Consider the following 26792-nt stretch of genomic DNA (forward strand, 5'->3'; position numbering starts at 1 on the left):
ATTATGGCTGAAGCGTGGGGTTATATGCAGAGAAGACTTGTCCACTCCTCTTTTTGCAAATAGTATAGATTCATAAGCGTCTCATTCTGAAAGGGTCAGGCAGGTGGAGCTATGGGCCGCACTAGAATCGTCTTTATAGGTATTGCAGCTGCAGTGATAATTGTGGCGTTAGGGGTGATCATTAACTATAACCATTCCAGCACGAAATATAATGTTTACAGGGATCATCGTGAGCTGTTTGAGGCTGTGAAGGATGAGACCGGGCTTCTTATGACCAGCCGCGATAACCGGAGTGATATAGGAAATACCTTTATCTACTCCAATAACGGAAATGCTGTGGGCCATCAGTTCCTGGATGGTGCGAATGCGGATCTGCAGGACAAGGTAGGACAGATTATTGCGGTATCAGAGGACAAGCTGAACTTTCTTAGGTACAGCAGACAGGATGGGAAGAGCCTCCTAAGGTTCGTGTTTGACTGGGAAGGCGAGAACGGCAACACCTATCATATCGTGTATTGTGACAGTCAGGATCTGGTCGAGAAGGCTTACAATGAGGAGCCTGCTAACTACAAGCTGGATCAACTGGCGGATGGCTGGTACGGGATAGAGATCAAGTGATCTTGCTCTGGGTAGGGTTAAATCCGGACCTGTCAAAATCAACCTCTTCAATAAATTCGATAATTTCCCCGTTAGGGCTGTGAACGAGCGCGTTCTTCACCAGCAACGGCGGTTCGCCAAGTGACAGGGTATCCGGTTCTACGAAAGTCCTTGCTCCGTGAGCAAGGGCTTTTTGATATATTTCCTCCACATTATCTACATAAAAGGCAAAATGCAATAACGCTCCGTGAGCTATCTCTTCTTCGGATGAAGCTTTCTTTCCCTGAGCAGGAATCACGGCATCGTTATCAAAAATTTCAAGGCAGGTTCTGCCGTCCGGTGAAATCAGCATCGAAGCTTCCTGGATGTGAAATGAGGGCAGACTCCAGTGATGGCCCCGCTTAAACCCCAGAACTCCGGTATAAAATGCAATAGTCGCTGTATAATCTCTAGCTTGGATCGCTACATGTGCCAGACCTTTTACGCCCATCTCATTACCGCCCCCTTATCTGATATAGGTTAATTATAGGTAAAACAAAGCTTGAAATACATGTAAATAACAAGGGATTTATAGTAATATGGGCTTATATTATGAGGTATTTCAGATAATTTGGTTTATTAACTAAGGGGGTGTTCAGGATAGATAATCTTATGGATGACATTGATACAAAAATCATGACCTTACTGCAGTACAACGCACGAATGTCAGTAGCTCAAATCAGTAAAGAGGTGGCCATGTCGCAACCTTCGGTGAAAGAAAGAATGATGAAGCTGGAGGAAAAGAATATCATTTCCGGCTATGTCACTACGTTTAGTCTGCGGGAGCTGCACCGGGGGACGACAACCTTTATCCTATTAAAGACGGAGCATTGCCACGAGCTCACTGACTTTTGCCGGGAGGCTATTGAAGTAACGGACTTATTCCGTATCAGCGGAGAATATAATTATCTCATGAAGGTGCAGACTGCATCGATTGAAGAGCTTGCAGAATTTCAGGATTCGCTGATTAAGTTCGGCCCTTCCAAGTCGCATATCAGTCTGAAGAATATACTGGAGAACAGGGTTTTGCTGTAAGAGTTATTAATATTCCCGGATAAAACGAAAAGGTGGGATTATGGCATGAGGATGAAATTAGAGGGGATTACTGTATTGGCGCTGGATGTTGCCGTATTAACCGGCTTTTATCGGGATGTGCTGGGGTTTAAGATTGTTGTGGAAGAGGAGCATTATGCTGAATTTGAGAATGAGGGAGTTCGTCTGGCGGTCTTCTCGGCACCCCTAATGGCAGACAACACGAATGGCCATCATTCTTTCTTGGAAGAGCGAAAGGGACAAGCCTTCGAGCTCAATTTCGAATGTGATTCTCCCGAGACGGTCCGCGTAAAGTATGATGAATTTGTTGCAAAAGGGGCTACAGGGATAACTGCACCGAAGGTGATGTCCTGGGGGCACACTACGGGATTCTTTGCAGATCCGGAAGGCAATATTCATTCCCTCTTTGCGGTTAACCCCGTTAGAGCAGAGAATACATGAGAGACCCGGCTTGGAGAACCATAGCACAGCAGACCGCTATCCAAACAGGAGGGCGGTCTATTTCTATTTTTTGGCGAGAGGAGAATCGGGCTTGCATCCTGCCGCAGTTTCTGTTATCTTGATATTAACAAAATGTAATTATCAAAATGTTAATAAGTTAATCCCATCAAGAATAGGTGCAGAAAGCGGAGGGATGCAGCGTGAAGAGGATTGCAGGGAACTGGAATGGGTTCGAAATCGTCTGGCTGGTTATATTTACTTTGATTGCAATCGGTTTTACAATTGTTTCCAAGGATTCGTTTCTTGGGTTCACGGTCTTTATTACCGGGGTGCTGTGCGTGGTGCTTACGGCGAAGGGAAAGCTGATGAGCTATGCCTTTGGGATGTATAACACCTTCGGCTACGCCTACCTGGCTTATATTAACGGATTATTCGGAGAGGTTATGCTGAATCTGCTATTCTTCGTGCCGATGAATGTCGTAGGCTTCTATATGTGGAAGAAGAATATGCAGAGCGGCAAGCTGTCCATGCGTCAGATGGAGGCCAAAGGCATGCTCCTCACGATGGCAGTCTGTATTTCCGGGGCGCTGCTGCTGGGGTATAGCCTGTCGTTGATCCCGGCGCAGAACTCGCCTTATATTGATGCCATCACGACCGTGTTATCCGTAGTGGCCACGATTCTGATGGTGCGGAGATTCAAGGAGCAGTGGCTGGTCTATATTGTGCTGAATCTGTTCACGGTGCTGCTCTGGGTGATCCGGACGGTGGAGGGCAGTGGTGAAGGTCTGCTGATGATCGTCATGTGGAGTGCCTATCTGGTTAACGCGGTATACGGCTACTATAACTGGAACAAAGGGGTTAAGGAGGCGCTGGCATGAAGACACTTGGATTAACCCTGGGGAAGTTCGCTCCGCTGCATAAAGGGCACCAGCTCATGATCGAAACGGCGCTGCAGGAGGTCGATGAATTGATCGTGGTGATCTATGAAACGTCCGTCTCTCCGGTCCCGCTGCATATCCGGGCGAACTGGATACGCAGGCTGTATCCCTCATCGGTGCGGGTAATTGAAGCGTGGGATGGTCCGGACGGGTACTCCGATGACCGTGAGCATGAGATCCGGGAAGAACAGTATATTCTCGGGCTGCTGAAGGGCGAGCAGGTGACTCACTTTTACTCCAGCGAGTTCTATGGCAGGCATATGAGCATTGCCCTGGGCGCCATAGACCGGCGGGTGGATGAAGCACGTCAGCAGGTGCCGGTATCGGCCACCATGATCCGCTCTGATCCTTTTAAATACCGGCAATATGTAAGCGGCATTGTATACCGGGATCTAATTACGAAGGTTGTGTTTGTAGGAGCGATGTCTACCGGCAAATCGACGATTACTGAAGCGCTGGCGGAACAGTATAGGACGGCTTTTGCCAGCGAGTACGGGCGGGATTATTGGACGGAGCATCAGGTGGACCGCCGGATCGGCATAGAGGCTTTTGACGACATTGCCGTGGGCCATATCAAGCGGGAGGAACAGGCGCTGCTTACAGCAGACCGGTATCTGTTTGTTGATACGAATGCGATTACCACTTACATGTACGCCCTGGATTACCACGGCCGGGCTCCGGAGCTGCTAACCCGGCTGGCGCTGGAGAATGCACAGCGGTACGATCTGTTTTTCCTGTGTGATGACGATATTCCTTATGACGATACTTGGGACCGCAGCGGGGACCAGAAACGGCATGTTTTTCACAAGCAGATCATAGCAGATTTGAAGGAGCGGCGGATTCCCTACATTACGCTTAGGGGGACGCTGGAAGAACGCATGCGTAAGGTAGACGATGTACTTGCGAAGTTCAAGCCTTATGGGAACTATTTCGGAGAGCTGCAGCACTAGAACAAAGAATCGGGGAGGCGGAGACGCTTGGAATTGTTAGATCGTAATGGACTTACAGAACGTGAATTTCTGGAGCAATACCGGGCGGGGGATTATGAGCGGCCTTCGGTGGCGGCGGATATGGTTGTTTTTACGGTTACGGACAAGGAGGCAGACGACTCTCTCAAGCTCCCGGACAAAGAGCTGCGCATTCTGCTCATCCGCCGGGGAGGGCATCCCTGCCTGGGATGTTGGGCGCTGCCGGGCGGCTTCATCCAGCCGGATGAGACCGGGGAGCAGGCGGCTGCGCGTGAACTGTATGAGGAGACCGGCGTTGCTGATGTATACCTGGAGCAGCTCTATACCGTTACCGATCCCGGCCGCGACCCCCGTACCTGGGTGATGAGCAGCAGCTATATGGCCTTGATTGACAGCAGCCGGTTCCAGCTGCAGGCGGGAGATGATGCCGAAGACGCGGCCTGGTTCACGGTAAGCTACCGGCTTCTAGGAGAGCACAAAGAGCTGCTGGAAGAAGGATACGTCAGAACCTTTACTTACGAGCTTAAGCTGGGTGCCGGAGAAGGAGAGCTGACAGCGGTTATAGACCGGAGGGTGACAGCCAAGCCGGCCTCCAGATCAGTCACTTACTCTATCCAGTCCAATGAGGGGCTCGCTTTTGATCACGGGAAAATCATTGCCCGCGCCATCGAACGGCTGCGCCAAGAAACGGAGCAGACCGGCATCGCGCTGCACTTAATGCCTAAGCTGTTTACCTTAACGGAGCTGCAGCAGGTTTATGAGGTGATTCTGGACAAAGAACTGCCGGAGGCTGTCCTCCGGGACAAGCTGGCGGGTCTGGTGGCTGAGACTGACCACTATACGGACAATACGCTGCAGCATGCTTCCCGCTTGTACCACAGGAATTGGGAAGAGGACTGATAGAGAAGCACTTCTTCAACGTACTGAAGAGGTGCTTCTCTATTCGTTGTGATCACAAGCCCGGTTACAGCAGAGGATCTTCCTTGCTGGCTGCATTCGCTTTTTTATCGGGCAGCAGCTTGCTTTTCACCGGCATGAATAAGGTGATTACAAACGCGGCGGCAGCTAGAATCATCATGAAGTAATAGGCGTCACTTGCCCCCAGCATCGAGGCCAGGGATTTAAGGTGCTCAGCTGTAGTAGAAGGGTTGCTGCGCAGGACTGTTGCTGCATGACTTGTAGTCTGCGCGGTATAGATCGTAATGACGACAGCCGTACCAATGGCCCCGGCGATCTGGCGCACGGTATTATTCACGGCGGTGCCATGCGTACCCAGCTGCCTCGGCAGTGCGTTGAGTCCGGCTGTATTGAGCGGCATGGTAATGAAGCTTAGGCCAATCCGCAGTCCAATGGTACGAATCATCAGATACGTATATGTTGTAGATTCCGATAAATCGGTTCTTGCTGTATTGGTGGAGCATAAGGGCTTCGCCAACCACTTGAGCAGCCTGCTCAAGAATACGATCGAGAAACGGCGGAACGCCAGAAATATAAGCGCCGCCAGGGAAGTGGCTTCCGTTGATATTATTACAGCTTCTTTGCTGGGGATTATCATGTGGTGGATTAAGGAGGGTACAGAGTATAGCGCGGAGTACATAGCGGGGCAGATTACTCTGGTGTATAAGAGAAGGTACATTTGACGGGCGGCTGGCGGCTAAAAAGGGGATTAAACCAAGCAACCCTAATTCTCTCAAGGAGAATCAGGGCCGCTTGATTTGTGAAATGCTCAGGGTCACCTTCCCTCCGCCGGAGGGGGATACATTATCCAGACTAAGGCTGCCCCCGTGCTGCTCGGCCACAGACCGGGCGATGTAGAGCCCCATCCCGTGATGGTTGCCGGAGCTTCGGCTCCCGTCGCCCCTGTAGAACTGATGGGTTGCTTCTTTCAGATCGGCCTGCGAGAAGCCGCGGCCGGTATCAGTAATCATGAAATGAACAGTATCAGCACTGCCCTGCACGAGCAGACCGATGCTTCCCTGCGGAGGTGTATGCTCTGCCGCATTCGCGAGCACGTTAACAATCCCCCGCAGCAGCAGCTCTTTATTAATGAAGAGGAACTCGGGCAGGTTCTTCTTCTGGACAGAGGTATGCAGATTCTTCCCGGAGGAGAGGGCCTTCAGCTGCAGCTCCAATTCTTCAATAATTTCCCCTGTTGGCACAAGAGATTCCCGGCGCTCCGCCCCAGCCTGCAGGCTGGACAGATCAATAACCTCCTGTACGAAGGCTTCGATGTCCCCGGCGCTGCGGAGAATATAGCTGTTATACTCCCGCTGGGCATCATCCTGTGAGGTCTCCTGCAGCAGCTCTGCGTTTCCCCGGATGATGGTGAGCGGTGTCTTAATGTCGTGGGCCAGCGCAGAAATCTGTTCTCTGCGGGAACGTTCCAGCTCCCACTGCCGCTTAAGCGAGGTATTCAGGGCTTCCTTCATCCGGTCCAGGGAGGCCAGCACCTCATCGATCTCGCGGATTCCGGAGGGCTTAATGGTGAACTCCAGATTCTCACGCTGGATGTGCCCGGTCGCTTCCTGCAGCCCGGCCATTTTCTTCGACAGTCTGCTGCCGAACAGAGCGGCGAGCAGGGCGGCCTGGAGCAAAACACCGAAGATGAAGAGGAGGATGGCCAGCAGCTGGGGATTCGGCAGATAGCTGCGCAGCAGGGAAGAGGCGTACTGCGGCGTTAGGCTATACCGGAATATCCAGATTTCCTGCCCGTGCCGGGCGGTTGTATAGAAATGAGAGCCCTGGCTATCCCCATGCTGCACGATCTCCCAGGCATGTATTGCTTCCTGGCGTTTCAGGTTACCGGCGAGCAGCTCTCCATCTCCGGTGAATACGGTATAATCCACCCTGTCCGGAACCATCTGCGGCGTTACTGCTTCGCTTGAGGCCAGCCGTTCCTTGAACGCTGCAATCTCCTTCTCGGCATAGTTTGCAGGCAGCACGGCATCCCAGGCAAAAGCCAGTGTGAACAGGCCGAGCAGCACGCCCAGCAGCAAGATCGTTCCCAGGCTTAAGAACAGAAGGTATTGCAGGAAAAAGGTGCGAAGGCGTACAGTTTTGGTTAATTTTACAGCTTCCACTTATATCCGATCCCCCAGATGGTCTCAATGACATCCATTCCATATTTGCTCAGCTTGGCCCGGATATTCTTAATATGCTCCGTAATAGCGCTGCTGTCGCTTTCCCCGTCATACCCGAAGACCGCTTCATAGATATGTTCCTTGGAGAAGACCTGTCCGCGGCTGCGGGCCAGGAATTCGCAGATTTCATATTCGCTTTTGGTCAGAGGCACCTTGTCCGCCTGGACAAACAGCTCTTTGCCGGAGAGATTGAAATGTATGTTCTCCAGATACAGCACCTTCCGCTTCTCCCTGCCCTCCCGCCTGAGGTGGGCATCAATCCGTGCCCGCAGCGCCCCTATACCAAAGGGCTTCACAATATAGTCATCTGCCCCGAGGCCCAGGCCGTACATCAGATCGCTTTCCTGTGTTTTGGCCGTTAAAAAAAGAATGGGGCAGTCCACTGCCGCGCGGATCTCCCGGCAAAGGGTAAAGCCGTCCACCCCCGGCATCATGACATCCAGCATAATAAGATCATACGCGCCAAGGTCGGACTGGCGTACCTGGGTGGAATCAGAGATCACCGTCACCAGATGCTGATCCGTACGGAGTGCATTGCGAATCAGCGACAGGATGGCGGGCTCATCGTCTACTACGAGTATTTTGGCCATATTCATTCCCTCAATTATAAGTTGTAGGTCTAATTCTCCGTTGATCGTCCTTCCCAGCGCCTGAACCATAAGAGGCATAGCAGGGAAGCGGTGATTGTTCCCGGTATGCAGACCGCAATTCCGGTATTCAGGCCGGATACGGCAGGGGATAACGTGATACCGGAAGCGTGGATTGTCCATAAAGAGATGAAGCGGACACCCCAGGCGAAGGGGATATAGGGCCAGATCGAATCACCCAGTCCGGTGAGCATTAAGGCGGACACCAGACTTCCCGCCAGCCCCGTTCCAATAGAAGCCCCCCGGCCAAATTGCAGGCTGGCTGTCAGATGAAGCAGGTATAGAAATATATTGCTCCCGAACAGAATAACTGCCCCGGTGAGGTAAAAGGGTAATCCCAGTCTGTCCTGCTGCAGAATCTTGCTAAAGCCCAGGCCAAAGAGGCTGTAAGCGAACAGGACGGCTCCGAAGCCAAAACACAACAGGAGCAGCAGCTTACTTATATAGGTTGTGATTCTGGCCGCAGGCATAGCAAGCATTCCTTGATACTGTCCTGCATTCGCTTCCTGTTCCGCCGCCATGGAGCAGACGAGCCCGATCAGGGCAGGAAGGGCACAGCCCAGAGACTGCATGAATGCCAATGCCTTGTCTGAGGCGCTCCATGGGGAGTAAGAATAGTAGGCCAGGAACACGGCAGCTCCGGTTAAGGGGGCCAGCAGATGAATCAGCAGAAACGGTGTGTGCCGGGTTTTGAGCAGATCCGCCCGCAGCAATCCCAGTAGTGTGGCCATGTTACTTCGCCTCCTGCTTATGGAACCATAGTGCAGTAAGCAGGAACAGTAATCCGAACCAGACCAGGGAGACCAGCACATCAGCCAGAATCATGTCTGTGCTTCTCAGCGGACTGTCCGCCGGTACCGGGAGGCCATTCGGCAGAATGGACAGCACCGGGCACATGAGTCTGAAAGTAATCGTATAGGGGATGTAATCCCACAGTCCTCCGGCATCGAAGGTAACCACGCCCACGACAGTACCGAACATATTAAGCAGAACAGCGGCGAATAATCCGAGCCGTGCGGCCAGGAACAGACACAGTGGAATCTGCCACAGAAACGTAATGAAGATCAGCGCGCTGCCGGCCAGGCTGTTCAGCAATGGAATGGTCTGGCCAAACAGCATTCCCCCTGCTGTAATGCCAATCAGGAACAGGAGGAGAGCAGCGGACAGCCACTGCGCACAGGCGATGATTTTCCCGGCCCAGAGGATCTTCGGATCGACGGGAAGTGCCAGCAGTCCGCGGTATTTCATCTTGGCATCCTTATGCAGAGCCAGTGAACAAGTGAGTGTCAACGCCCCCGGCAAGAGCATGGTGTACCACCAGTTATAAGCCCCGGTCTGAAAATAGCTTCCTCCCATTAGAATGGCACACAGCAGCATCGTGAATACAGGGGCGATCCAGACCAGACTGGGGATGAAGGTGCGCCGCCATTTTAAACGTTCAGCCCTAATATGATTAAGCATGAGGCGCAACCTCCCTCCGGCCTGCTGCTGCCACCTGCATGAACAAGGCTTCCAGCTCTTGGCCGTGGGGAATGGCACCCTGATATCCCAGCACTCCGCCGGCGATAATCCCGATCTGATCCGCTACCTGTTCGACCTCGGAGAGCATATGACTTGAGAGAATGACAGTGATTCCCTGCCCGGGGAAGGAACGGATCAGCTCCCGCAGCTCCTGAATCCCGATAGGGTCAAGCCCGTTGGTCGGTTCGTCCAGAATGAGCAGCTCCGGCTGGTTCAGGAGTGCAATCGCGATGCCGAGCCGCTGCTTCATCCCCATGGAGAACTGTCCGGCACGCTTCTTCCCCGTCCGGGCCAAATCCACGGTGGTGAGCACCTCTTCGATCCGGGACTGCGGCAATCCGAGGGCAAGTGTACGTACCTTGAGATTCTCACGGGCGGTCAGGTTCTCATATAACGGCGGCGCCTCAATCAGTACACCAATTCTGCGTAAGTCCTTCCGGGTCCAATCATGCCCTTGAATGCGGATGCTGCCGGAATCGGGGCGCAGCATGCCTGCGAACATTTTGAGTGTTGTTGATTTGCCGGCGCCATTCGGACCAAGCAGTCCATAGATCGAGTTGCGCGGTACAGCAAGTGATACATTGCTCACGACGGTTTGATGCTTGAAGCTTTTGCACAGATTCTCGGTTTCCAGAATAATGTCTTGCATAGTATATCATCCTTTCTATCTCCACAGTCTAAGAGGAGATTCTAAGGATTCTATAAGGATAACGGAGGATTCCCCGGCAAGAATGAAGGGTTATGCATGACAGAGACCCTCCCCGGTACTGCAGGAGGGTCTCTGTCATGAAGCTGAAGCTAGAGCCGGCGGGATTCTAACGTTTCCGGAATGCGCCCCCGCGGGCCAGTGCAAAGAATATCAGTAAGGCGATAATTGAACCAACTATGGCTGGAATGATATGAAATCCTCCAACAACGGGGCCCCTCGGCCCCAGCAGCTCGGTACCCAGCCAGGAGCCGACAAAGCCGGCAATGATATTTCCCAGTACGCCTCCTGGAACGTCGCGTCCAATCAGATTGCCGCTTAGCCAGCCGATAATTCCGCCGATAATCAACACCCAGAGCAGATACATTGATTTGTCCCCTTTCCAGTGGTTTATTCAAGGTATGTTAGGAAAGGGAATAGGTGAACTGCTTATTGAATAATTTTTTTGATTTTCACCCTGACTATGAACTTCATGGCTTGTGCGGTTAACCCTATAATGTAGTGTTAATATTAGAAGGGAAAGCCACCAACCTGACTATTGGCGGGAAGCTACCTGTGAATGCTTCTACTGAAGGAGGAAGGATCGATTGAAAAAAATTCTCGTGATTGATGATGAGGCGGCCCTTAGAGATTTGATTGAGCTTGTACTCAGGAGAGAAAACTACCAGGTGCAGACGGCAGAGAACGGAAGCACGGGACTACAGATCCTGGATTCTTTTCAGCCGGACCTGGTGTTGCTGGATTTGATGCTGCCGGATTGCTCGGGCTATGAACTATGCAAAGAAATCACTAAGAAGCAGGCGATGCCTGTGATTATGTTATCGGCCAAGAATGAGATTATAGATAAGGTATTAGGACTTGAGCTGGGGGCAGAGGACTACATCACCAAGCCTTTTGATAACCGGGAACTCCTTGCCCGGATCAAAGTTGTGCTTAGAAGATATGACAATAGTGACCCGAAGCAAAGTGATGAGAATACCAGGATGAAGCATGAAGAACTGGCGTTTGATCTGGAGACCCGAGTGGTGCAGAAAAACGGTGTGCCAATTTCGCTGACGGCAAAAGAATTTAAAATTCTCGAAATGCTGCTGAAAAGGCCGGAGAAAATTTATACAAGGGATGAACTGCTGGAGCTCGTGTGGGGATATGATTTCTTGGGGGACAGCCGCAGCGTAGATATGACCATTATGCGGTTAAGGAAGAAGCTGGAGGATGATGCCGAGAATCCGAAATACGTTAGAACGATTTACGGATTTGGTTATCAGCTTGGAGGTGGCTCCGCCTGAAATATGCAACCCGGCTTTTGTTGAATTATTTATTGTTCTCGGTGTTGTCCTTTGCCGTTATTATTATTTCAGTCAACAAAGCGATCGAATACTTCAGCTTCGTAACCATAGAGAAGAAAATGATGGAAAAGGCGGATTTATGTGAGCTGTCCTTCAGGGAAATTCTCACGAAGCATGATAAAGCAGCGGAGGAAGGCCAGCCCACGGATGTGCCGAGAAGTGCTCTGGAAACGTTAAAGACTTCAGGTAAGGAAGTGCGGATCTATGACAGCAATCAGAAGCTGCTGGGACTAGCTGTGGATGGGATCATAATAAATAACAAGACGCCCCTGATCTTCGCGGGGAATATCCAGAACGCGCTAAAGGGGAATTATTCTTACACGATTACTGATAATCATCTGCTGTATTTCGCCATACCCATTCAGGATAAGTATTATCAGAATAGTTATGTGTTCGAGTTCGTGGAGGACATTTCATATTTCTATGATATTATGGAAAAAATTAGGTATATTCTGTTTGCCGGTGCAGGAGGATTTATTGTACTGATCACGCTCTCCAGTCTATTCATTGCCCGTAATACAACCAAGCCGATCAAATATCTGCTTGGTGCCACGGAGAGCTTCTCCAAACAGCAGTTCCAGCAGGTGCACTTGAACAGGAAGGATGAGCTGGGGATGCTGGCTGAAGGATTGAACCGGATGGGTATCCAGCTCAGCGACTATATACAGTATCAGAAGCAGTTTGTCTCCAACGTATCCCATGAACTGAAAACACCGCTCGCTGCTATCCGGGGATTCTCCCAATATTTATATGAGGGTGAGAATGAGGATGAGGATTTGCAAAAGATATATTTTCATCTTGTAAATGAATCAGACCGCCTGACCCTGCTGATCAATGAGTTATTGATGTTATCCCGGTTTGACAAGGCGGGTCCGGAGGATATGGGTACTGAGAAGACCGATTTAACGCAATTAGCCGTTCAAGTGGCAGCAGGGATGAGAGCCAAAGCCGATAATAAAGAAATAGAGCTGGACATCAGGCAGGGGAAACCGGCCTTCGTATATGTAAATCAAATCCTGATGTCACACGCCATCGCCAATATTCTGGACAACGCCATCAAGTATTCCAATCCCCGTACGAAGATAAGCATTGAAGCCTATATCAGACAGAATGAAGCAGTCGTGCAAATAAGGGATCAGGGGATCGGGATCGGCGAGGATGAGATTGTACGGGTTCAGGAAAGATTCTACCGGGCCAGTAATTCAAATGCTGCCAAAGGATCCGGACTGGGGTTATCCATATGTAAAGAAATCGCCGAGAAATTTGGCGGGTATTTGAGCATTGAGAGCGAAATTGACGCGGGAACCCAAGTGTCCATCGTTTTGCCGCTAATGTGATGTTACATGAATGATACAAGTCTGTTATTACACTAATAAATTGTTTCCCTATACTAACCTCATAAGATAAATAACTTAATTATGGAGGGTTAATAATGAACGCATTAAAAAAACCGGCAGCCCTAATGCTGTCCGCAATATTGCTTATGACACTTCTGGCAGGATGCCAGGCAAATGAGGCGGATTCACCATCGGCAGCACCTGCAACGGCGCCTGCTGCAAGTACCAAGGCTACTGAAGAAGCTGCAACTCCGGCTCCGGTTGAACCTTCACCCGCTGCTTCAGCCGGTAACAACTCCGGTTCCGGGGTAATCAAGGAGGGCACCATTCAAAAGGACGGGAATGTGATATTAAAAGAGCTGGCTTTTGTCCATAAAGACCATACCATTGCCATTTCCGACTTCGTGGACGATACCAAGCTGGAAAGCATGCTGGGGAAGGCGGCGGAGAAGAAATCCCATACCTATTCCGCAGATGACGGGTTGAATATGGATACACTGCTCGGCTTCACGGAGAAGCAGTACAAATTCCCGGGGCTTGAGATCAAAACGATTGATGAAGCGGCTGAAGGCAAGCGGTTCTATATCTTCAGTATTAAAATTACCGATCCCAAATATGCCACGGTCCGCAATATCAAGGTTGGCGACACTGTAGAGACTCTTAAAAAAGCTTATCCCGAGGGCAAGCTGGTCGGAGATGGAGCACCCAATGAAGAGGATGACTACCGGTTTGCACCGGCTAACTATGTGGATTTCATGTCATTTCACATCAAGGACGCAAAGATTGAGAGTATCCTCATCTCCACACTTCTGGACTGAACTCACTCCAGCGCCCTTACCGTCTCCCCCTCAATCAGCACAGGCTGATAATAGGTGCTGTTCCGCAAATCCTTCTTCCCCTGCAGCTTTTTAATAACCCACTCAGCGGCATCACGGCCCATCTGCTCCTGCGGATGGGTTAAGGTCGTGAGCTTGATGCCCGCATTCTTGGCGATATAAGAATTATCCTGGCCAATAATTGATAAATCCCCCGGAATCGAAATCTCCAGCTGTCTGCACACATTTACGACTTCCAGGCCAACCTCATCGTTATAGCAGACAATAGCTGTTAATACCTCTTTGTTATCGGTCAGGAACTGCTTCAGGTTCTCGGACAGGGCTTGCTTGGACTCGGTATCGAAGGACAGCACCTGCTCGGGGTGAAAGCGTAATTTGGCTTCTCCAAGCGCTTTGATATAACCCTTCATGCGGTATTTGCCTTGCAGGTCATCCATTTTGGCAATAATACCGATCTGGGTATGGCCCTTGGAGATCAGCTCTCTGGTCGCCAGGTAACTGGACTGCACATCATCAAGGCAGAAGAAAGGCACCTCCAGTTCTTCATAATAAGCATTAATCATGATAAACGGGACATCCTGTTCTTTGAACGACAGATAGTAGGCGATATTGGGGTTGTACAGATTGCTCTTCGTAGGCTCAATAATCAGACCTTCGACGCCAAAGGACAGCATCATCTCCAGCGCTTTCTTCTCCTGGGCGACATCATTATTGGTACTGGCGAGCAGCAGCGAATAATTATCCTCATTCAGTCTGCTCTCAATCCCGCGGATGATGGAAGGGAAGATGTAATCCGAGAGGTAGGTCGTGATGACACCGATGGTTTTCGTATTGGGGTTGCCCGCCGATTTGGACCGGAACTGGTTGCTTACATAGGTGCCTGATCCCTTCTCACTTCTTAGAAAGCCCTCATTGGATAACTCCAGGATAGCCTTCCGGACGGTTTGCCGGCTCACACCATAGGTGTCCTGCAAGGCTAATTCTGTAGGAATCTGCTCGCCCACACTATAGGTTCCTGACAGTATATTGCTTTTTATATCATCAAAAATAATCTGGTATTTGGTTTTCACCCGGCTCACTTCTTTCATGGTTGTTCATATACGAATCGGTATATCCGCAATAGTTGTACGTACACATTATAGTATGAATATATCGTTATTATAATCCAATGTCTACTATGTATAAGCGTTTCAAGGGAAATGTGGATTTCTCTCTGTAAAATTTGTATGTATATCTTGTGTGTTATGTTGACAAATGTACGAACAAAAAATATACTAAGTCTGTTAATAAAGGAAGCGCCTTCTTTCCATTTCTATTATAACAGTTTGGTTCAGAGAGGAGTAACGTGGGCATGGATCAGAACATCGGGCAAGCGATACTTAAGGGAGAAACTTCACTGGGTATCGAATTTGGATCCACACGTATCAAGGCAGTACTGATTGATCAGCGGTTTGAGACCATCGCATCCGGAAGCTTCGAGTGGGAGAATCTGCTTGAGGGCGGGTACTGGACGTATCATTTGACAGACATTATCAAGGGCCTGCAGGAGGCTTACCGTGAACTGAAGCAGGTAGTCCAGCAGAAATACGGTATTACGCTTACAACCGTCGGTTCTATCGGGTTCTCGGCAATGATGCACGGATATATGGCTTTTGACAGCGCAGGTGAGCTGCTGGTTCCGTTCCGGACCTGGCGTAATGCAACAACCGGTGCTGCGGCCAAAGAATTAACGGAGGTCTTCCAGTTCAACATCCCTGAACGCTGGACCATAGCGCACCTGTATCAGGCGATACTGAACGGGGAAGAGCATGTGCCTCAGGCGGAGTTCGTAACAACGCTGGGCGGGTATATTCACTGGCTGCTGACCGGCAGCAAGGCGATCGGGATTGGCGATGCTTCGGGGGTTTTCCCGATAGATGAGGCCACGCAGGATTACAATGCAGCGATGGTTGCACAGTTCGATGAACTCATTGCAGACAAGGGCTACCCTTGGAAGCTGAAAGATATTCTCCCTAAAGTGTATACTGCGGGCGAGCAGGCAGGGCTATTAACAGAAGCGGGTGCGTTAATTCTGGATGCGTCCGGGGAGTTGCAGCCGGGTATTCCGCTGTGTCCTCCGGAAGGCGACGCCGGAACAGGTATGGTTGCTACGAACAGTGTCCGCAAACGGACCGGTAACATCTCCGTAGGCACTTCCGTGTTTGCAATGATCGTGCTGGAGAAGGATCTTACAGCCGTATATCCGGAGATTGATATGGTAACAACTCCGGACGGCAGTCCGGTCGGCATGGTTCATGCCAACAACTGTTCCAGTGATCTCAACGCCTGGATCGGCCTGTTCCGTGAATTCTCGGAGGCGATGGGCTTTAAGGCAGACCCAGGGCAATTGTTCAGTGTCCTGTTCAATAAAGCACTGGAGGCGGATGCTGACGGCGGCGGTCTGCTGAGCTACGGGTATTTCTCGGGTGAGAATATTACCGGGATTGAGAAAGGCCGGCCGTTGTTTGTACGCTCACCGGAGAGCCGGTTCAATCTGGCCAACTTCATGCGGACGCATTTATTCTCCGCTTTTGGCGCGCTGAAGATCGGAATGGATATTCTGACCAAGCAGGAACAAGTATCCATCGACAGTATTCTGGCTCACGGCGGGTTATTCAAAACTCCTGTGGTCGGGCAGAAAATCGTTGCCGCTGCAATGAACGTCCCTGTCTCTGTCATGGCAACAGCCGGAGAAGGCGGCGCATGGGGGATGGCGATTCTGGCCTCTTACATGCAGAACAAAGCACAGCAGGAGCGTCTTGATGACTTCCTTGACCACAAGGTATTTAAGGATGTGGAAGGACAAGTCATCCATCCGGATGCGGCTGATGTGAAGGGCTTCGAGCTGTTCATGGAACGTTACACTGCAGGGATCGCGATCGAGCAGGCTGCTGTAGATCATCTGGTAGAAAACGGGAGGGGTTAACCTATGTTGGAGCAACTGAAAGAAGAGGTATTCGAGGCCAATCTGGACCTGCCTAAGCATGGACTTGTCAAATACACCTGGGGCAATGTGAGCGCAGTTGACCGTGAGAAAGGCGTATTCGTCATCAAACCAAGCGGCGTCAGCTATGACAAAATGAAGCCTAGCGATATGGTCGTAGTGGATTTCGACGGTAACGTGGTTGAAGGGGAGATGAGACCTTCCTCGGATACACCGACACATGCGGTACTCTACAAGCATTATGCAGAAATCGGCGGCATCGTGCATACGCATTCGACCTGGGCGACCATCTGGGCGCAGGCCGGGCTGGATGTTGCTGTAATGGGCACGACACATGCCGACACCTTCTATGGGGCGGTACCCTGCGCACGCTTCCTGACGCAGGAGGAGGTTGACCGCGGCTATGAAGCGGAGACCGGACGCGTGATCATTGAGACTTTTGAACAGCGGGGCCTTGATATTATGGCAGTTCCCGGCGTCTTGCTGAAAGGCCATGGCCCGTTCACCTGGGGGAAGAATGCCCATGATGCAGTGATGAACAGCGTGGTGCTGGAGGAAGTGTCCAAGCTGAACCATTTTGCCCGCGAGCTGAACCATTTCGCTGAAGAATTGCCGCAGCGGATTCTGGATAAACACTATCTGCGCAAACATGGTAAAGGCGCTTATTACGGTCAGAAATAATCTGATTTATATATTATCCAAGAGAAGAGGATGAAATAATATGTCAACAGTAAGCGCTAAGCAATTCTGGTTTGTTGTAGGATCACAGCATCTGTACGGAGAAGAAGCCCTCGGTGAAGTTAAAGCTCATGCACAGGAGATGACGGATGCCCTCAATAACAGCGGGGTGCTGCCTTATCCGCTGGTGCTGCAGGATCTGGCGGTCAGCGCAGACAAAATCACTTCGATCATGAAAGAAGTCAACTACCGTGACGAGGTTGCCGGTGTCATCACCTGGATGCATACCTTCTCCCCGGCCAAAATGTGGATCCGCGGCACGAAGCTGCTGCAGAAGCCGCTTCTGCACCTGGCTACCCAATACAATGAGAGCATTCCTTGGGCAACACTGGATATGGACTTCATGAACCTGAACCAGGCTGCCCATGGCGACCGTGAATACGGGTTCATCAATGCCCGCCTGAAGAAACAGAACAAAGTGGTAGTAGGGTACTGGGAACGCACCGAAGTCCAGAAGCAAATTGCCGAATGGATGGACGTTGCCGTTGCATATAACGAAAGCTTCAATATCAAAGTGGCCCGCTTCGGCGATAACATGCGTAACGTTGGTGTTACCGAAGGCGACAAGGTAGAAGCCCAGATTCAGTTCGGCTGGACTGTGGATTACTTCGGAATCGGCGACCTGGTTGCATATGTAAACGAAGTGAAGGAAGAAGAAATTGATGCGCTGTTCGCTGAATATGCAGAGCAGTATGATTTCGATTACGGTTCATACAGCAAAGAAGCATGGGAAGCCAGCGTGAAGGTACAGGCCAGCTATGAAATTGCCCTCAAACGCTTCCTGGATGCCGGCAACTACAATGCGTTCACTTCGAACTTCGAAGACCTGCACGGCATGAAGCAGCTTCCGGGTCTTGCCGTTCAGCGTCTGATGGCACAAGGCTACGGCTTCGCCGGCGAAGGGGACTGGAAGACAGCAGCCCTGGACCGTCTGATGAAGGTGATGAGCCACAACCTGAACACCGGATTCATGGAAGATTACACCTATGAAATGGCTGCCGGACAGGAAGCGATTCTGCAGTCCCACATGCTTGAGGTTGACCCGAGCCTGGCAAGCAACAAGCCGAAGGTGCTTGTGTCTCCGCTGGGTATCGGCGACCGCGAAGATCCGGCCCGTCTCGTATTCGACGGCAAGGCTGGCGAAGGCGTCGTGGTATCGATGGCTGACTTCGGCACGCATTACAAGCTGCTGATCAATGAAGTTACTGCCTTCGAGCCGACGGTTCCGGCTCCGAATCTTCCAGTGGCCCGTGTGCTCTGGCAGGTGAAGCCTAACTTCCAGGATGGAATAAAAGCCTGGATCGAGAACGGCGGCGGCCACCATACTGTGGTGTCGCTCAACTTGACTACAGATCAGATCGTTACCTACGCCAAGCTGGTTGGCCTGGATTATGTAATCATTAAATAAATAGCGGAATATTCTTGGATCAAATGAGCGGATGGGCTATTGCCTGTCTGCTTTTTTTTAATGCAGAGCCAAGGTATTACCGGCAAACTCATCCTCCGTGCCCGTGATTTTCTAAAATCCTGTACAAAATACAACATTCGCTTCATTAAATTGGACTAAATCGAAAATTGTTGTACAAAAGGCAGCATTTCTCCTCCTTCATACGGTTTAGCGTGGAAATTCTTGTATTTCATACAACAATCTATCTAAACAACCGGGTATCTGCGCATCCAAGTTGCAAAACGTACAACATTTATGCCGCTGTAGTGCAGGAGCGCACCCTAGACATCTAGCCATAGGTAGGAGACTTTTATCACTGTTCAATACTCACATGCCGAGTAATATGTTAGAATATCAGAATGCATTAACGCTTCACCAATTTAATACATCACACGGGCTATGATTGCTATGGATCACACTATAGCAGGAGCAGCTTCTGGAGAGACTGCGGGAGACCGCAGCGCCGAAGGGTTCACAATCTCAGGCAAAAGGACAGAAGAGTACGGAATTTGTATTTGTTATGCTGATTAATTACGGTCAGCGGCGCAGGTAGCTTATTTTGATATTCTTATGAACCGGGAGATTGGATGATATCCAATCTCTTTTTTATGTTATTTGGCAGCAAAGCGTTGTACACATTAAGGGGGAAAATGGCAATGGCACAGACAGAATTAAAGAGAGATTTGGCGAACCGTCATGTACAGCTGATCGCTATCGGCGGCACGATTGGTACGGGGTTATTCCTGGGATCAGGCAGAGCGATTCAGCAGGCCGGGCCGTCCATTATGATCACGTATTTACTCGTGGGAATTGCCGTGTTTTTTGTGATGAGGGCGCTGGGTGAGCTGCTGCTCTCCAAAGCGGGATATCAATCTTTTACGGACATTGCTGAAGACTATCTGGGGCCGCGGGCTGCGTTCATTACAGGCTGGACCTACTGGTTCTGCTGGATTATGACGGCGATGGCGGATGTGATTGCAGTGGGCGTCTATGTGCAGTACTGGTTCGATATCCCGCAGTGGGTACCGGCCGTCATCTGCCTGATTATTCTGTTAGGACTCAATCTGCTGACGGTCAAAAGCTTCGGCGAACTCGAATTCTGGTTTGCCCTAATCAAAGTCGTCACGATTCTTGCCTTAATTGGCCTGGGAATCATTCTGCTGGTCATCGGGTTCAAGACGGATGCGGGATCGGTGAGCGTCCGCAATCTCTGGGAGCACGGGGGCGTGTTCCCGAACGGTGTCAAGGGCTTCTTATTTTCCTTCCAGATGGTTGTGTTCGCTTATGTCGGTGTGGAGCTTGTGGGTGTATCAGCCGCAGAAACAGCAGATCCGGAGAAAAATATTCCGTCGGCGATTAACAAAATTCCTCTGCGGATTCTCTTCTTCTATGTAGGCGCGCTCTTCGTCCTGCTGTGCATTAACCCGTGGACCCAGCTCAGTGCGGCTGAAAGTCCTTTTGTGCGGACCTTCAGCCTGGTCGGGATTCCGGTTGCAGCGGGTATTATCAATTTCGTCGTCTTAACCTCAGCGGCTTCCGCCTGCAACAGCGGGATGTTCTCGACCAGCCGGATTCTGTATAATCTGAGCAGAAGGAATCAGGCCTCCCCGCAGCTCGGCAAGCTGAACCGAAATCATGTGCCTGCTAACTCTTTATTTATTTCTACAATAGTTATATCGGCCGGGGCGCTGCTTAGCAAGCTTATTCCGGGCCAGGCCTTCGGCATCGTTACAACGATCAGTGCCATTTGCTTCATCTGGGTGTGGGGGGTTGTGCTCGTATGTCATATCAAATATAAGAGGAACCGCCCGGACTTACATGCCTCGTCCAAATTCAAAGCACCGTTCACACCGGTCATTAATTATGCGGTATTAACGTTGTTTGCTGCTATTCTGATCATTATGCTGTTCGCAGATGATACCCGTCCGGCGCTGCTGTTTACGCCCCTATGGTTCATTCTGTTGTTCGTCCTGTACTCCATGCGGAGCAAGAAGGAGAAAAGTGATGCCGATGTCAGTATAATCAATACATGAGTGCAAGAATGTTCAAACGCTACTGACATGTTGTCAGTAGCGTTATAAGGAGGAATCCGAAACATGAAGCATAGATTACTCCAATATATGACCCGGCTGACCTCCCTCAGTGAAGAGCAGCAGCAGGCCATTCTGGAGGAGATTCTTGTTGAGGAATACAGCAAGGGAGCCACGCTGCTTAGGCAGGGGGAGGTTCCCGGTCATTGCTATTTCGTGTTAAAAGGATGCGTACGGCAGCATAGTGTTGACGTCACAGGCCGCGACATCACCTCGAATTTCTACACAGAGGAGCAGGCGATCGCTATCTTCAATGCGCATAAAGAGGATGCCTCGTCGGAATACAGCCTGACTTGTCTGGAGGACTGCGTACTGGTTGTCGGTGCGCTGAATACCGAGAGGGAAATGTACGCCAGACACACGCAGCTGGAGCTGATGACACGCCGGATGATCGAGGAGAATTTCGGACAGGTGCAGGCGGAATTCGCCGCCTTCATTGCGGCATCCCCCGAAGACCGCCTCAAGGCACTGCTGCATCGGAGGCCCGGCCTGATCAGCCGCGTCCCCCAGCATCAGCTGGCCAGCTATCTCGGGATGACACCGGAGTCGCTCAGCCGGATTAAGAAGCGGCTTGAGCGCGAACACGCGCAGCCGGGACTTTGAACAGCAGCCAGATGCCAAGCCCCAGCTCCCCTGCGGTCATCGGCAGCATGAACACCCATTTGATGATTTGGAGGAATTCTCCATACCCGGGCACAAGTGTGCCGCACAGATGAACCATAATATAGCCGAAGCCTGCCAGCAGCAGCAGCACACTGACGGGCTTCGGAATATTCTCCGAACGTACCGCCAGCACACCTATAATCAGCAGATGCCCCCCGAACAGAATCAAACCAGCCGACCATACCGCTTCAAAAGCATGAAGATGAAGCATGACCTCCGCCTGCAGCTCCCCTCGTGTGAAGCCGGAAAGCGCAACCTCCCTGTTACCGGTAAGAAGTGATACCACGATCAGACTGGAGACAGCAACCCCCAACACTGCCGTATAAGCCAGGCGCAGCCATGCTCCCAGCAGGGACAGGCCCGGATGCACAGGCTTCAGCACCAGATATAAGGCCCAGGCAGCTGCCACATCACAGGCCATAATCAGTACCCAGCCCAGAATCCCGGCCCTGAACAGCGACGGAGAGGCCTGAAGATTGGCGAAGGTACCAGCGGCATCTCCATCCACTACCAGATTCCCTTGGACATATCCGTACGAGAGCGCGGCGGCAACCGCCATTACAATGAGCGATATTCCCCCGGTTCGAGCCACTGCAGCAGACATTAGCATAACCCCCTGATTGATTATTGATTGTGGTTATATTGTACTAAGGCGCCTGCAGGGCTTCATTGACTTAAGTTAAGAGGACATGATTAAATTTTAAATATTAAGTTTTTGAATAAAGGATAGTCATTGAAAAATGTCGAACCTTAATCTAGATATTTCTGTACTGTACAATGAAGCGATTTAATGAAGTGATTTAATGAAGGAGAACCCACATCCATGAAGAACATTATCCGCTCCCTTGAAGATATAGTGAACCTGGCACCGGTCCTGAAAGCTGCTTTTCCCTATGATGTATCTATTGCTGTCTGTGATGTGGAGAAGTTCATCGCTTATTTCCCTGGAACGTCCATTGATCTGGGAATTCGGGCAGGACAGATAATTCTTGCGGACGAACCTCTGTATCATGCGCTGAGAAATGATGAATTCTCGAAAGCTAATGTCCCTAAGGACTACTATGGGTATGAATTCGTCGGTACGGTTCTTCCGGTACACGGGGAGGATGGAAGCGTCTGCGGGGCGGTCTGCATCCAGGTCCGCAGACAGACCGAGCTGCGCGAAATCGCTGATCAGATCTCGGTCTCCCTAAATCAGGCTAACGCCCGGATTGGGCATGTGGCAGAGGGATCGGGGCTGCTTGCCGATTTCTCGCAGAAGCTGCTGCTCCAGTCAGAAACGACCGCCGAAAGTGTCAAAAAAAGCGATGAAGTGCTGGCTGTCCTCAGAAAGGTCGCCGACCAGACGAATCTGCTCGGGATTAATGCAGCCATTGAGGCTGCCCACGCAGGAGAGAAGGGGCGGGGATTCGATGTTGTAGCGAAAGAAATCCGCAAATTCTCGAAGGAAACCGAGCAGTCTGCGCAGCGGATCCGGGATACCCTGGGGGAGATCCAAGCCGCGATGAAGCAGATCAGCCAATCCATCCATCAGATTGCGTCAGTCGGGCAGGAGCAGGCTGCTTCAACGAATGAAATCTCCAGCTTCATTGAGGAGATCCGGACGATGTCCGAGCAGCTGAACCAGTTCGCGCAGAAGCTGTGAGGGAAGAGCGGCCATTCTCATAATTACAGATTCGCCAGAATAACGGCAAGCAGAGCAATGAAGGCCGGGAGGCCCTGAACCAATAGAATGGATTTCTTGGCCGTGATGCCGCCATAGATGGCTGCAACCGCAACGCAGATCAGGAAGAACAATTGAAGCTGAACACTGAAGGTATCATTCGGATGCAGCAGGCTCCAGACTAGACCGGCCGCCAGAAAGCCGTTATATAATCCCTGGTTGGCCGCCAGCGATTTCGTTTCCCGGGCGAACTGCGGAGTGGTGCCGAACGATTTTTGCGCCCGCGGGGTAGTCCACAGGAACATTTCCAGCACTAGAATATACACATGCTCCATTGCAACCAAGGCCACGAGTATTAAACTCACGATCATCATAGTAAATCCCTCTTTTCATAATTATGTAAGATTGATTAACGGAGAAATTAAATTGTTCAAAATATAATTTTACACTGTATAATATAGCCAAATTCTGCAATTTTGTCAATTTGGAATCCCTAAATTCCTTGAGGAGGCAAACCTGTTGTACCTAAGAATGCTGACATCCGTGGATGCGGAGGCTTACCGCGAGCTTCGGCTACAGTCGCTGCGGCTGCATCCGGAAGCCTATCTCAGCTCCTATGAATCGGAAAAGAAGCTGTCTATAGTCACCACCCGCATCAGGCTGGAGCCCTCGGAGAATAATTTCACGCTGGGAGCTTTTGATGGTGAGGAGAGGCTGGTGGGCATCGTCACTTTTTTCCGGGAGAGCCGGCCCAAAATTGATCATAAAGCTAATATATATTCAGTATATGTGGATTCAGATGTCCGTAAACAAGGAGTGGGCCGCCGCTTGATGGTGGAGCTGATTGCCCGGGCGAGGCTGTTGCCGGGGCTCGAAATTCTAAATTTAACGGTAACCTCGAATAATGTAGCTGCCAAAAGACTATACGAATCTCTTGGATTCATCTGCTATGGCACAGAGCCGAAGGCGATGAAGCTTGGGGATGAATATCTGGATGAGGCTCTGATGATTCTGATGCTGTAGCTCTATCGTGTTGACAAGCTTCCCGGCGGCGATCATAGAACATGCCAAAAAGCACAAGCCGCTGACATGTGCTTTTTGAGCTGATAATTGCTTGCGGAAAATTGGAATGTTCCGGGTATTATTGATTCGCAGCAGCCCGCTTCAGGATCTCCTGAACCTGGCTAACCATAGCGGCCGCGTCTGTACGGGTGATTCCAGCCTGCGGATTGAACTTGCCGTCAGCATCCAGCTTCACGATCTTCAAGGCGATGGCCGTCTGAATGGCTCCCGAGTTCAGGATATTGATCTTGTCGTTATCCTTGATCTCTACCGGAATCAGATTAAGCAGCGGCAGCTGGCCGCTGGTCTGGAGGGTATGCACCAGCAGGTAGGTGAACGACTCGCGGGTCATGCTGGCTGCCGGATCAATCTTGATCTGCAGATCAGCCTTCGGTCCTGCGGCTTCCTTGATCAACTGAACGGCTTGCTCAGCCGTGAGAACTTCGCTCTCTGCTGCGGGTGCTTGATGAGCCTTCAAGTATTCCAGCGCTTTATTCACGATATCCGTACCGGCGGTACGTGTAATATCACCCTTCGGATTGAAATTGCCGGACTCATCCAGTGTAACGAAGCCAAGCGCCAGTGCGGTTTGAATAGCGCCTGAATTGGAGATATCCATCTGACTCTCATCTGCAACTTCAACTGGAATAAGCTTGAACATCGGCAGCTGGCCGCTGGTCTGGAGGGTATGCACCAGCAGGTAGGTGAATGATTCGCGGGATATGCTGGCAGCCGGGTCGATCTTGATCTGCAGGTCTGCTTCCGGACCTACAGCCTCCTTAATCAATTGAACGGCCTCTTCGGCAGTAAGCGTCTCACTCAGCGCAGCCGGTGCCGGATGTGCCTTCAGATACGCCAGCGCATTGCTGATCGCTACAGCTGCTTCAGCCCGGGTGATTTCCTGCTTAGGCTTAAGCTTGCCACTTTCATCCAGCTTCAGGACACCGTAGTTCAGGGCGCGCTGGATCGAACCGGAATACTCTGCCTTAACTTGATCCTGGTCCTTATAATCAATAACAACCGGCTTGATCATCGGCAGCTGGCCGCTGGCTTCAATCGCATCAATGAGCTGGTGCGTGAATTCTTCACGCGTCAGCTTCTGGTTGGGCTTCAGGTCGGCGGGCAGATCCAGCCCGTGGACACCGGCAATAATGAGCGCCTCTGCATACCAGGCGGAATCATTGGCATTCTTGAAATAGTCGGTAGCATGCGGCTCCTTCACAAACCGGATCAGGTCAAGGTTCAGGTCTAGTGCATTTACGATCATCTGTACTCCTTCAGCCTCCGAGATACTGATATTCGGACCGAACAGGTCTTGGCTGATCCCTTTGATCAGGCCGCTATTCTGCAGAGCGATGATCTTGTCTTTGTCCTGCACATTGTTAATATCCTTGAAGGCTGCCGCGGAAGCGAACTGTTGTCCCGCGAAGCTGAGCGCCAGAGCAGCCGCTGCCGATATAGTAATGATCTTGAATGTATTCTTCATTGTCAGTCACCTCATAGAGTAGTTTGTGGTTTATTTGTGATCTTAGACGTGCCGTCCTGCAAAAAGGTTACAGCAGGTTTGAATTATCCGGAATTCCGGTTTATTAGGGTTTGCTCAGACAAAGCTCCCGCCATTTCATAAGCCAGCCATACTGCTCATCGCAGAACGCCTTGGATACCGACTGCAAACCCTGGCAGCGGACAATTCTGGAGATGATCTGATAATGCCTGACCGCAATGAAATCGAATACGGCTGAACACTCCTTGTCACTCAAGGTCCGTACCTTACTATATCCGGAATAGAACTGCTCAAACAGACGCCGGGTATTATCATACATGGACTCGTGAAATAGATTAAAGTGAGTGTTATCAGACATATAGGCAACATCCATGGCCGGATAATCACCTGAAGCGTCATCGAAGTCCATAAGCACGTATTGCCCGCGGCTGTCCCTGAGCATGTTGCCTGTATGCAGATCGCCATGACAAAAGTGTCTAGGCAAATCTGACATACGGCTCCATAGTTCATTGCCATAGTGTTCGAGCGCAGCAACGGACTCGGAAGCACAGTCCAGTTCGCGCATAATGGAGAGATAGTCACCGATGTAGTCGGTTTTTGTCCGGTGGATCAGTTCATCCGGGTAGCCCTGCATGAGCTGATGCAATTCTCCGGTTTGTTGACCGATAACCTCTGCTTCGGCTATCCCATCGGGCGTAGCCCCCTCGGCATAGCGGAAGAGCACCGCTGCCTGCAAGCCATCCTGAGCTTCAAGAAGGATATGACTCTCCTGCCCCGCCGTCCGCAGAACAGTAACGGCAGGATAAGAATGAGCCTCTAAATAATCAAGAATACGAACGGACTGCAGGGCATCGGCTGTCTTGCAGCTGCGGTATATTTTGAGTACATAACGCTTACCTTCGCCCTCTGCGAAATACACCCCGCTGATCATCTCCCGGTGAAGCCGGATCTGCTCAATATGGAGCGGGTAGGAGCGGTTAATCTCGCGGATAAGATGATCATAATCCATCGGCTGTATCCCCTTTTGACGAATTGTTCTAACTGTTATTCATTATCCTGCTTGGCGAAACCGG

General features: G+C 50.9%; 29 protein-coding genes, 1 pseudogene and 1 riboswitch. Of the genes and pseudogenes, 17 read left to right on the forward strand and 13 right to left on the reverse strand.

Annotated features, from left to right (window positions below; translation table 11 throughout):
* Positions 1-111 precede the first annotated feature (111 nt).
* Positions 112-618: a hypothetical protein gene (locus NSU14_RS32925; protein WP_076243689.1), complete on the forward strand. Its 507-nt coding sequence runs from the start codon at positions 112-114 to the stop codon at positions 616-618.
* Here NSU14_RS32925 and NSU14_RS32930 read toward each other — a convergent pair.
* Entirely contained in the window at positions 611-1087 is a 477-nt protein-coding gene (locus NSU14_RS32930) for a VOC family protein (protein WP_042140516.1), read from the reverse strand. The genes NSU14_RS32925 and NSU14_RS32930 overlap by 8 nt on opposite strands.
* 161 nt (positions 1088-1248) lie before the next feature.
* Between NSU14_RS32930 and NSU14_RS32935 the strand changes: the two genes are divergently transcribed.
* From NSU14_RS32935 to NSU14_RS32955, 5 genes are all read left to right on the forward strand, one after another.
* Positions 1249-1671, forward strand: a complete 423-nt coding sequence (locus tag NSU14_RS32935) for an Lrp/AsnC family transcriptional regulator (protein WP_042140515.1) — start codon at positions 1249-1251, stop codon at positions 1669-1671.
* A gap of 45 nt (positions 1672-1716) precedes the next feature.
* Positions 1717-2130 carry a VOC family protein gene (locus NSU14_RS32940; RefSeq protein ID WP_042140514.1) on the forward strand — a complete coding sequence of 138 codons (414 nt, stop codon included), beginning with the start codon at positions 1717-1719 and terminating at the stop codon, positions 2128-2130.
* Between the two features lie 200 nt (positions 2131-2330).
* Complete coding sequence (pnuC, locus tag NSU14_RS32945) at positions 2331-3008, forward strand: nicotinamide riboside transporter PnuC (protein WP_042140513.1); 678 nt, start codon at positions 2331-2333, stop codon at positions 3006-3008.
* Positions 3005-4018, forward strand: coding sequence for an AAA family ATPase (locus NSU14_RS32950; protein ID WP_042140512.1), 1014 nt, complete (start codon positions 3005-3007; stop codon positions 4016-4018). The genes pnuC and NSU14_RS32950 overlap by 4 nt, the downstream gene beginning before the upstream one ends.
* A 27-nt stretch (positions 4019-4045) precedes the next feature.
* Complete coding sequence (locus NSU14_RS32955) at positions 4046-4936, forward strand: NUDIX hydrolase (protein WP_340948580.1); 891 nt, start codon at positions 4046-4048, stop codon at positions 4934-4936.
* A 64-nt stretch (positions 4937-5000) separates the two neighbouring features.
* On the opposite strand, the pseudogene NSU14_RS32960 reads toward NSU14_RS32955, so the two are convergent.
* Positions 5001-5432 (reverse strand): annotated as a pseudogene (locus tag NSU14_RS32960) (MFS transporter); the annotation flags it as partial.
* Here NSU14_RS32960 and NSU14_RS32965 point away from each other — a divergent pair.
* The gene (locus NSU14_RS32965) at positions 5386-5676 is read left to right on the forward strand and encodes a TetR-like C-terminal domain-containing protein (protein WP_445670073.1); all 291 of its coding nucleotides are present in this window, start codon (positions 5386-5388) and stop codon (positions 5674-5676) included. The pseudogene NSU14_RS32960 and the gene NSU14_RS32965 overlap by 47 nt on opposite strands.
* Positions 5677-5736: 60 nt before the next feature.
* Here the strand turns inward: NSU14_RS32965 and NSU14_RS32970 are convergent, their stop codons facing one another.
* The 6 genes from NSU14_RS32970 to NSU14_RS32995 all read right to left on the reverse strand — a co-directional run bounded on the left by NSU14_RS32970 (position 5737) and on the right by NSU14_RS32995 (position 10417).
* Positions 5737-7116, reverse strand: coding sequence for a HAMP domain-containing sensor histidine kinase (locus tag NSU14_RS32970; RefSeq protein ID WP_340948582.1), 1380 nt, complete (start codon positions 7114-7116; stop codon positions 5737-5739).
* Entirely contained in the window at positions 7104-7766 is a 663-nt protein-coding gene (locus NSU14_RS32975) for a response regulator transcription factor (protein ID WP_336100069.1), read from the reverse strand. The genes NSU14_RS32970 and NSU14_RS32975 overlap by 13 nt, the downstream gene beginning before the upstream one ends.
* Before the next feature lie 29 nt (positions 7767-7795).
* On the reverse strand, positions 7796-8554 hold the full coding sequence (locus NSU14_RS32980) for a lantibiotic immunity ABC transporter MutG family permease subunit (RefSeq protein ID WP_076243682.1): 759 nt from the start codon (positions 8552-8554) through the stop codon (positions 7796-7798).
* A 1-nt stretch (position 8555) separates the two neighbouring features.
* A complete protein-coding gene (locus NSU14_RS32985; RefSeq protein ID WP_076243681.1) occupies positions 8556-9284 on the reverse strand; it encodes a lantibiotic immunity ABC transporter MutE/EpiE family permease subunit in 729 nt (242 codons plus the stop codon).
* On the reverse strand, positions 9277-9993 hold the full coding sequence (locus NSU14_RS32990) for a lantibiotic protection ABC transporter ATP-binding protein (protein WP_076243680.1): 717 nt from the start codon (positions 9991-9993) through the stop codon (positions 9277-9279). The genes NSU14_RS32985 and NSU14_RS32990 overlap by 8 nt, the downstream gene beginning before the upstream one ends.
* Positions 9994-10159: 166 nt before the next feature.
* A complete protein-coding gene (locus NSU14_RS32995) occupies positions 10160-10417 on the reverse strand; it encodes a GlsB/YeaQ/YmgE family stress response membrane protein (RefSeq protein WP_039296107.1) in 258 nt (85 codons plus the stop codon).
* Between the two features lie 220 nt (positions 10418-10637).
* On the opposite strand from NSU14_RS32995, the gene NSU14_RS33000 reads away from it, so the two are divergent.
* The 3 genes from NSU14_RS33000 to NSU14_RS33010 all read left to right on the forward strand — a co-directional run bounded on the left by NSU14_RS33000 (position 10638) and on the right by NSU14_RS33010 (position 13551).
* Positions 10638-11336 (forward strand): response regulator transcription factor, encoded by a 699-nt coding sequence (locus NSU14_RS33000; protein WP_340948583.1) that lies wholly within the window; start codon positions 10638-10640, stop codon positions 11334-11336.
* A gap of 17 nt (positions 11337-11353) precedes the next feature.
* Positions 11354-12733, forward strand: a complete 1380-nt coding sequence (locus tag NSU14_RS33005; protein WP_340948585.1) for a sensor histidine kinase — start codon at positions 11354-11356, stop codon at positions 12731-12733.
* 95 nt (positions 12734-12828) lie between these two features.
* The gene (locus NSU14_RS33010) at positions 12829-13551 is read left to right on the forward strand and encodes a hypothetical protein (protein ID WP_340948586.1); all 723 of its coding nucleotides are present in this window, start codon (positions 12829-12831) and stop codon (positions 13549-13551) included.
* 2 nt (positions 13552-13553) lie between these two features.
* Here NSU14_RS33010 and NSU14_RS33015 read toward each other — a convergent pair whose 3' ends face one another.
* Positions 13554-14639 carry a GntR family transcriptional regulator gene (locus NSU14_RS33015; protein ID WP_340948588.1) on the reverse strand — a complete coding sequence of 362 codons (1086 nt, stop codon included), beginning with the start codon at positions 14637-14639 and terminating at the stop codon, positions 13554-13556.
* A 281-nt stretch (positions 14640-14920) separates the two neighbouring features.
* Between NSU14_RS33015 and NSU14_RS33020 the strand changes: the two genes are divergently transcribed.
* The 5 genes from NSU14_RS33020 to NSU14_RS33040 all read left to right on the forward strand — a co-directional run bounded on the left by NSU14_RS33020 (position 14921) and on the right by NSU14_RS33040 (position 21430).
* Positions 14921-16534 (forward strand): xylulokinase, encoded by a 1614-nt coding sequence (locus NSU14_RS33020; protein ID WP_340948591.1) that lies wholly within the window; start codon positions 14921-14923, stop codon positions 16532-16534.
* Between the two features lie 3 nt (positions 16535-16537).
* Positions 16538-17233 carry an L-ribulose-5-phosphate 4-epimerase gene (locus NSU14_RS33025; protein WP_042140499.1) on the forward strand — a complete coding sequence of 232 codons (696 nt, stop codon included), beginning with the start codon at positions 16538-16540 and terminating at the stop codon, positions 17231-17233.
* A gap of 40 nt (positions 17234-17273) precedes the next feature.
* Positions 17274-18698, forward strand: coding sequence for an L-arabinose isomerase (araA, locus tag NSU14_RS33030; protein WP_340948592.1), 1425 nt, complete (start codon positions 17274-17276; stop codon positions 18696-18698).
* Positions 18699-19163: 465 nt separating this feature from the next.
* Positions 19164-19243, forward strand: a riboswitch (glycine riboswitch).
* 150 nt (positions 19244-19393) lie between these two features.
* Positions 19394-20770 carry an amino acid permease gene (locus NSU14_RS33035; protein ID WP_042140498.1) on the forward strand — a complete coding sequence of 459 codons (1377 nt, stop codon included), beginning with the start codon at positions 19394-19396 and terminating at the stop codon, positions 20768-20770.
* Positions 20771-20833: 63 nt separating this feature from the next.
* A complete protein-coding gene (locus NSU14_RS33040; RefSeq protein ID WP_042140497.1) occupies positions 20834-21430 on the forward strand; it encodes a Crp/Fnr family transcriptional regulator in 597 nt (198 codons plus the stop codon).
* On the opposite strand, the gene NSU14_RS33045 is transcribed toward NSU14_RS33040, so the two are convergent.
* Positions 21387-22094 (reverse strand): DUF4386 domain-containing protein, encoded by a 708-nt coding sequence (locus NSU14_RS33045; RefSeq protein WP_340948593.1) that lies wholly within the window; start codon positions 22092-22094, stop codon positions 21387-21389. The genes NSU14_RS33040 and NSU14_RS33045 overlap by 44 nt on opposite strands.
* Positions 22095-22313: 219 nt before the next feature.
* On the opposite strand from NSU14_RS33045, the gene NSU14_RS33050 reads away from it, so the two are divergent.
* Positions 22314-23135, forward strand: coding sequence for a methyl-accepting chemotaxis protein (locus tag NSU14_RS33050; protein WP_042140495.1), 822 nt, complete (start codon positions 22314-22316; stop codon positions 23133-23135).
* Positions 23136-23158: 23 nt separating this feature from the next.
* On the opposite strand, the gene NSU14_RS33055 is transcribed toward NSU14_RS33050, so the two are convergent.
* Complete coding sequence (locus NSU14_RS33055; protein WP_042140494.1) at positions 23159-23527, reverse strand: DUF1304 domain-containing protein; 369 nt, start codon at positions 23525-23527, stop codon at positions 23159-23161.
* 145 nt (positions 23528-23672) lie between these two features.
* On the opposite strand from NSU14_RS33055, the gene NSU14_RS33060 reads away from it, so the two are divergent.
* Positions 23673-24176, forward strand: coding sequence for a GNAT family N-acetyltransferase (locus NSU14_RS33060; protein ID WP_042140493.1), 504 nt, complete (start codon positions 23673-23675; stop codon positions 24174-24176).
* A 118-nt stretch (positions 24177-24294) separates the two neighbouring features.
* On the opposite strand, the gene NSU14_RS33065 is transcribed toward NSU14_RS33060, so the two are convergent.
* The gene (locus tag NSU14_RS33065; RefSeq protein ID WP_340948594.1) at positions 24295-25701 is read right to left on the reverse strand and encodes an S-layer homology domain-containing protein; all 1407 of its coding nucleotides are present in this window, start codon (positions 25699-25701) and stop codon (positions 24295-24297) included.
* Positions 25702-25804: 103 nt separating this feature from the next.
* Positions 25805-26728 (reverse strand): phosphotransferase enzyme family protein, encoded by a 924-nt coding sequence (locus NSU14_RS33070; RefSeq protein ID WP_340948595.1) that lies wholly within the window; start codon positions 26726-26728, stop codon positions 25805-25807.
* Positions 26729-26792 lie beyond the last annotated feature (64 nt).

The organism is Paenibacillus sp. FSL R10-2771 (genome assembly GCF_038000205.1).
Classification (GTDB): Bacteria; Bacillota; Bacilli; order Paenibacillales; family Paenibacillaceae; genus Paenibacillus_AQ; species Paenibacillus_AQ phytohabitans.